5 protein-coding genes are annotated in these 5,090 nt (G+C 70.6%); 4 read left to right on the forward strand and 1 reads right to left on the reverse strand.

Going from position 1 to position 5,090, the window contains the following annotated elements:
- The coding region (locus tag NBW84_RS20075; protein WP_250286400.1) for a cytochrome ubiquinol oxidase subunit I at window positions 1–1,088 on the reverse strand (1,088 nt) is incomplete at its 3' end.
- Window positions 1,089–1,297: 209 nt separating this feature from the next.
- On the opposite strand from NBW84_RS20075, the gene NBW84_RS24560 reads away from it, so the two are divergent.
- The 4 genes from NBW84_RS24560 to NBW84_RS20095 all read left to right on the forward strand — a co-directional run.
- Entirely contained in the window at window positions 1,298–1,927 is a 630-nt protein-coding gene (locus NBW84_RS24560; protein ID WP_445548220.1) for a BlaI/MecI/CopY family transcriptional regulator, read from the forward strand.
- A gap of 82 nt (window positions 1,928–2,009) precedes the next feature.
- The gene (locus NBW84_RS20085; protein ID WP_250286402.1) at window positions 2,010–3,194 is read left to right on the forward strand and encodes a M56 family metallopeptidase; all 1,185 of its coding nucleotides are present in this window, start codon (window positions 2,010–2,012) and stop codon (window positions 3,192–3,194) included.
- Window positions 3,195–3,582: 388 nt separating this feature from the next.
- Window positions 3,583–4,110: a hypothetical protein gene (locus NBW84_RS20090; protein ID WP_250286403.1), complete on the forward strand. Its 528-nt coding sequence runs from the start codon at window positions 3,583–3,585 to the stop codon at window positions 4,108–4,110.
- Between the two features lie 16 nt (window positions 4,111–4,126).
- A partial coding sequence (locus tag NBW84_RS20095) for a peptidase (protein ID WP_250286404.1) occupies window positions 4,127–5,090 on the forward strand: 964 nt, incomplete at its 3' end.

A 5,090-nucleotide genomic window follows, 5' to 3' on the forward strand; every position in this document is an offset into this window, starting at 1 on the left:
AGCCAGCCCCGGCCGGTCGGCAGCGCCGGGCGGACGCCGCGCCACCGGCGGCGCGCCGCCACCACCGCCACGGCCACGGCCAGCCCGACGAGCGCCGTCCCGAGGGCCACCATCGTGTCGAAGGCAAGGTGGACGATCAGGGCGTTCGGGCGCTGCGCGGGTGGGACGGCCACAAGGCCCGTCACCACGTGGTCCCGGCTCCAGCCGGTCATCAGTGACAGCAGGCCGGGGATCTCGATGCCGTGCCGGACCTCGCCGGTGGCGTCGTCGTAGATGCCGCCGAGGGTCAGCGGCGCGTGTGACCGCGTCTGGTACAGGGCCTCCATCGCGGCCAGCTTCAGCGGCTGCCGGTCCGCGACCACGCGCGCCGCCCAGTCCCCGACGACCGCCTGCAGCGGGGCGCAGGCGAGCACCGTGACCAGGCCGACCCGCAGGCCGCGGCGATGGTAGGCGTCCCGGCGGCCGCGCAGCATCCCGGCCGCGTACACCCCGGCGACAGCGCCGCCGGTGCACATCAGCGCCGCGAGCAGCATGTGGATCACCTGTGCCGGGGTAGCCGGGGACAGGAAGGGCGCGAGCGGCTCCGCGCTGACGACCCGCCCGCCGGCCTCGCGCACGCCGCGCGGGACGTTCATCCACGCGTTCGCGGTGATGATGAACAGGGTGGACAGGGTGCCCGCGACGGCGATCGGGACCATCGTCAGCCAGTGCGCCCGCGGGGACAGCCGCTTCCAGCCGTACAGGTACAGGCCGATGAAGATCGCCTCGATGAAGAACGCGAAGCCCTCGAGCGTGAACGACAGGCCGAGCGCTCCTCCGTAGCGGGCCATGAACGCCGGCCACAGCAGGCCGAACTCGAAGGACAGCACCGTCCCCGACACCGCGCCGACCGCGAACAGCACGGCGAACGCCCGCGCCCACTTACGGGTGAGGGCGAGCCAGACCGGGTCACCCGTGCGGATCCAGCGGCGTTCGGTGTACAGCAGCAGCCAGGGCAGGCCCACCCCGAAGACGGCGAAACAGATGTGGAAAGCCAGCGAGAAAGCCGTCTGGCCACGAGCAAGATCTGTGGACGCGGCGAGGATCATGCACGATCCCTCCTGCCTCCCGTCCCACGACGCCCACCCGGAGCCCACGCGAGCGAGAGAGCATCTCGAAAGATCTTCTACGTTCTGTCAAACTTCTACGCTTTGTAGAATACGAGACGTCCGCCAGCGGCACCCGCCACCGGCAGCAGGTCACACCCGGACTCCCGATGGGGGCACAGAACTTCGTGGCGCGTCGTACAGTGAGATACATGGCGCGTCTTGGTGACCTTGAGCGGTCAGTCATGGACGTGCTGTGGGACGTCGACGTCTGGCTGACCGCGCGCGAAGTAGCGGCCCGGCTCGACCACGAACGCAACCTCGCCTACACCACGGTCCTCACGGTGCTCGAGCGCCTCGAGCGCAAGGGCTTCGTCCAGCGGGAACGCGCGGAGCGCGCGCACCGCTACCGGGCGTCAAGCAGCCGGGACGCCGTTGTCGCCGAGGCCATGCTCGCCGCCCTGGACACCACCGAGGACCGCGGCTCGGCGCTGGTGCGCTTCGTCGGCTCCGTCTCCCCGGCCGAGGCCGAGATCCTGCGCCGGGCCCTCGCCCCGCCGCCGGATGCCGCGGCCGGACGCGACGAGGCGGCCGCCACCGAGGCCGATCTCATCCCGACCGGTCTCATCCCGACCGGTCTCACCTCGGCCCGTCCGGCCGCCGTCACCACCGCCGCGGACGGCCTCGCCATCGGTGCCCTCGGCGGGGCAACCGGCGCGGAGGCCGCTGAAGGCCTCTCCGACGTGCCAGAACGCGTCGGCGCCGGGAGCACCCGCGTCACGGCCGCCGTGTCGGAGATCGCGGGTGCGCAGGCCTCGAGCCCGGAGGCCACCGGCTCGTGACCTCTGCACCGGACGCCGTACCGGACGCGACACACGCTCAAACCGAACCTCTGTCCGCGGGCAGAGGTACTGTTCACCCGCTATGACGACCGCGGCCATTCTCGCTCTGTTCGCAGGCGTGCTCGCATGGCCCGTTCCCCGACTGCTCGCCAGGGCGCGCTGGCCGTCCCGCTGCCCACGATCCGCGATCGTGCTGTGGCAGGCGATCGGCCTTGCCGGCGGGGTGTCGGCGCTGCTCGCGGTGATCGCGTTCACGTTCGCGCCGCTTTCCACCGACCTGCCGCTGGGCGTGCTCGACCACGCCGGCCACGTGGCCGCCGGCGAGCCTCTCGCCGGGCTCGGCTGGATCAACGTGATCGGGCTCGGGGCGGCGTCCGCGCTGGCAGCCCGGCTGTTCGGCGTCCTCGCCCTGTCCACCGCGCAGACCCTGCGGCATCGCCGCCGCCACCGCCATCTGGTCGACCTCGCCGGCCAGGGCCATCGCGATCACGACACGGCAGCGGCGTCCTCAGCCCAACCGGGAAGCGCCGGGGCATGCCAGCCGCCGTATGAGCTGCCCGCCTGCGCCGGAAGAATCCACCAACGCGGACGGCTGCGCGTCCTGGACCATCCTGTGGCGGTCGCCTACTGCCTGCCCGGCGTCCGTCACACCCGGGTCGTCGTCTCCCGGGGGCTGCTGGCCGCGCTCGCCCAGGACGAGCTGGAGTCCGTCCTCGCGCACGAGGAGGCGCACGCCCGCGGCCGGCACGACCTCGTCATCCAGCCCTTCGTGGCCTGGCAGCAGACCTTCCCGTTCCTCCCGCCCGCGCGCGACGCGACCGCCGCGGTGTCCCTGCTGGTCGAGATGCTCGCCGACGACACCGCCGCCCGCCGCACCAGCTGCCGGACCCTGGCCCGGGCGCTGGCCCGGCTCGGGGTGGCCCGCTCCCCGGTACCGGCCGGCGCGGTCGGCATCACCGGCGTCTCCCATGGCAGGATGATCCGCTCATCGCGGGCGAGCGGCCATGGCAAGGGCCTGCGAGCCCGAGCCGGCTCCGCACACCGGCGGCTCGGCGGTGGACGTAGCGGCCAGGGCGGCCAAGGTGGCACGGCAGGCCACCCGGCTGCCCGGCATGTTCACCCCTCCCCCATCCATGCCCCGGTGATCGCACGCATCTCGCGCCTGCTGGAGCCCACGCGCCGGGCGCCGCTGTGGGCCCACATCGCGATCTACCTCACCGCCGCCGCCATCTGTGCCTTCCCCGTCTTCGTTCTGCTGGCCACCTGACCGGACAGGCCCGGACGGGGCAGGCCCGTTCCAATCCGAGCTCATGCGTTCCGACCTGAGCCCGCGCCTTCCGGCCTGACTCAGCGGTGGCCCGGTTCCGGTGCCGCTTCTCGGTCCACATCTGCGGCCTCTGCGGCCTCTGCGGCCCCTGCGGCCCCTATGGCCCCCATGGCCACCGCGGGTCAAAGCCAGATGGATCACGCCAGCGCCCCGTGGTACGGCCTTGCGCGACCTGCCGGTCATGCCGGCCATGACACCACCACGACACGTTACGCTACTCATGGTTGACAACCATGTACTGAGAGTAATATCTTCTGACTTGCGACCCAGACTGGGTCAATTTCGTCCAAATATGGACACCTAGTTAATCGCCACTGTGAGGCATACTTTGCGCAAAATCACGACGGCTCTCCTGGGGGCCGTAGTCCTGGCCACCGCCACCGCACTACCCGCCGCGGCAGCCGGATCCGGAAATACCACGGCAAACTTCGACCTGACCGGGGGAACGCTCGACATCAGCGTGCCGGCCGGCCCGGTCACGCTCGCCACGGGAGCAGTGACCTCGTCCACGCTCAGCGGCCAGCTGGGCTCGGTAACGGTCACCGACAACCGCAGCGTCGACCCCGCGTCCTGGACCGCGTCAGTCTCGGCGACACCATTCCAAAACGGGACGCACACTCTCGCCGCCTCGTACGACACCGGCGTCGTCACATCCACCGGAATCCCGATCAGCCAGTGGACGATCACCACACCCCTGACGCTTTCCACGACCCCGCAGAACCCGGTCGTGCTCAACCCCACATGGCCTGGTGGGGGCGACAACACGGCCACGTGGAATCCGACCATTACCGCGACCATTCCCGCAGGGGCGATCTCCGGAACCTACAGCTCGGTCGTCACCCACTCGGTCATCTGACGGAGCGTAATCCACCGTGCGACGTGTTCTGACCACACTCGCCGTGCTTGTGGCCGGGATCCTCATCCCGGCCACAGGTGCGCTCACCGCACCCGCGCGAGCCACGGATTCCCGACCGGGAAGTATCGGCATCCGGCTGCTCGACGCCCCGACCAGCGAACAGGAAAACCCGCGGGCACGGATCTACATCGTCGACTACCTGCCGCTGGGCGCCGTGATCCATCGGCATATCGAAGTCACCAACAAAAGTGGTTCGGAAGCACGGCTGACGGTCTATCCGGGCGCGGCTTCGGTCGAGAACGGGACGTTCAACGTCGCCGCCGGACACACTCACAACGACCTGACCACCTGGATCAGCCTGAGCCCTGACACCCTGATCCTGCCGCCTGGCGCCTCCGCCCCCGTCACGGCGACCATCACGGTCCCCCGCGACGCCTCCCCCGGAGAGCGTTACGCCGGGATCTGGGCCGAGACCAGCAGCACGGTCGCGTCGCAGGACACGCAGGACACGCAGGACAAAGGCATCGTCGAGGTCAACCGGGTCGGCGTCCGGGTCTATCTGGCCGTCGGACCAGGCGGGCCCCCAGCGCCTAACTTCGCCATCGACTCGCTGACACCGGAACGTCTGCCCGACGGGCGGCCGGTCCTCACCGCGCAGGTCCACAACACCGGCGGCCGGGCTCTGGACATGAGCGGCGAACTCACCCTCACCGAAGGCCCCGGCGGCCTGAACACCCGGCCATTCCCAGCCAAGCTCGGCACGACCCTCGCCCCCGGCCAGACCGAACCGGTCACCGTGGTGCTCGACAGCCAACTACCCGACGGCCCGTGGAAGGCACGGATCCACCTCAAAAGCGGACTCACCGAACAGAGCGCCCAGGCCACTGTCACCTTCCCCCGTCACCCCGGTACGCCCGCGCCCGTAAAGACAACATCGACAGCCAGCAGGAACTACCTCACAGGCGCGATCGGCATCGCCG

The sequence above is a fragment of the Protofrankia sp. CiP1_Cm_nod2 genome (genome assembly GCF_920664355.1).
GTDB lineage: Bacteria > Actinomycetota > Actinomycetes > Frankiales > Frankiaceae > Protofrankia.